The following is a 1,510-nucleotide window of genomic DNA, read 5'->3' as shown; positions in this document are numbered from 1 at the left end:
GCGCCGTCCCCTTCGAACCCCCGCCTTTTGTCCACCGAGATGGGCTTGCCCATGTCGGACACGGGAACGACTTCCCCCGTCCGACATGGGACCCGAATCCTTCTGTGGAACCCGGCACGGCTACCCCTGGTAGCCCGAGCCGGAAAAGCCGCCGTGCGCTTCCGACGACTCTCCAGCTTCTGCGGTCTGGGCATACGCGGAATCCGCAGCGCCAGCGGCGCGCGCATCCTGCGTACCATGTCCGGTGCTCGGCTTCAGTCCCTTGACGAAATCAAGGACCTCTTCCGCCGAACCCATGTCCTTCACTCCCGGGAAAACCGTCACGAGCGCGTCGGCGTATGCCTTCGTCCTCGCGGCCTGCGCTTCACGGCGCAGCTTCTTCGCCTGCGCCTCCAACGCACGTGCTTTCTCGGTCGCGTCATCGAACCTCTTCGTTGCCATATCGGATACCTCCTTTAATCAGAAATCGGCATGTCGCCGTGCATCAGAATCGTGCCGTTACCCAAGTCCTCAATGGTCTGCTTGCCATTGGAAGACTCATGCCATTCCGGCTCGGGAACTTCTTCGGGTGTGTCGTAAACGTCATGCTCATCAATAATGTGTCCGTTTTGGTCTACTGCCGTATACTTCGTGGTCATAGACGGAATTCCCGTCTCATCCGTAGACCAAACCGATATTTCTGTCACATACTCCGACACAGTCTCCGACATAGGTGCATTACTCAAATGGTCAAACATTCCGTTCTGCGAAGCGGAATTGAACCCAAACCAAAGCACCAAGCCGATTACAATCACAACGAGAACGATTGCCCCCAGCTTGCCGTCCGACATGGGCGGCTTCACCTCGCCGCCGTTCTTCTTCATGCTTGCCTGGATGTAGTCGTTGTACATCTGCTGTTCGGCAGGGGACAGCGTGCCATGCTTCGCCTTCAGATTGAGTCTCGAGAACTCAGCCTCGGAAAGGCCGATGAGCGGGTTCGCCGCGACGCTGCGGTCGAACTTCTGCTCAGCGGTCATCCCGCCCGTATCCTCGATGCCATGCATCGTGCGCATATACTCGGCGTACTCCGGGTCCTGCATCATCGCTTTGCGCTGCTTGAACTCCTCGTAAGACAACATACGAGGCTGCTTTGACCTCTTGCATGCCATCAGGCCACAAATCATACCGGCGGTCCAAAGCACGATGCCGAAAAAGAACAGTCCCAGAATCATGCATCCGATACCAATTCCGCCAAGAGCAATAGCCGTTGTCTGTTTGTTCGTAATGCCACGAATCAGGCCAACGATTGAACTAATCGCACCGATAAGGGCAAATGCAATCTGCACAACATAAAGTGCAAGAAGCACGCCCCCGCCGGATGCCATGAAGTTCTCCCAGAAAGAACCCCAATCCCAACTAGCCGTCACCAAATCACTCATACCTAATCCTCCTTGTCCTCTGAATCTGATTTATCGTTACCGCCCGAGCCGAGAGGCACCGTACGCACGAGACCCCTCACGCGGGCGGGCAG

The 1,510-nt window shown here is 56.6% G+C and carries 2 protein-coding genes; both read right to left on the bottom strand.

Annotation, left to right across the window (positions count from 1 at the left end):
* Window positions 1-120 precede the first annotated feature (120 nt).
* Window positions 121-441, bottom strand: coding sequence for a hypothetical protein (locus QNJ86_RS13825; RefSeq protein ID WP_283833234.1), 321 nt, complete (start codon window positions 439-441; stop codon window positions 121-123).
* Window positions 442-455: 14 nt separating this feature from the next.
* Window positions 456-1,418 (bottom strand): hypothetical protein, encoded by a 963-nt coding sequence (locus tag QNJ86_RS13820; protein ID WP_283833233.1) that lies wholly within the window; start codon window positions 1,416-1,418, stop codon window positions 456-458.
* Window positions 1,419-1,510: the final 92 nt, after the last annotated feature.

Source organism: Gordonibacter faecis (assembly GCF_030077735.1).
GTDB lineage: Bacteria > Actinomycetota > Coriobacteriia > Coriobacteriales > Eggerthellaceae > Gordonibacter > Gordonibacter faecis.
The sequence above is the reverse complement of the archived record's forward strand: the minus strand, read 5'-3'. Positions and strand labels throughout refer to the sequence as shown.

Coding starts and splice junctions, on each gene's coding strand:
- QNJ86_RS13825 (WP_283833234.1), bottom strand. CDS start 441: ATGGCAACGAAGAGGTTCGATGACGCGACCGAGAAAGCACGTGCGTTG.
- QNJ86_RS13820 (WP_283833233.1), bottom strand. CDS start 1,418: ATGAGTGATTTGGTGACGGCTAGTTGGGATTGGGGTTCTTTCTGGGAG.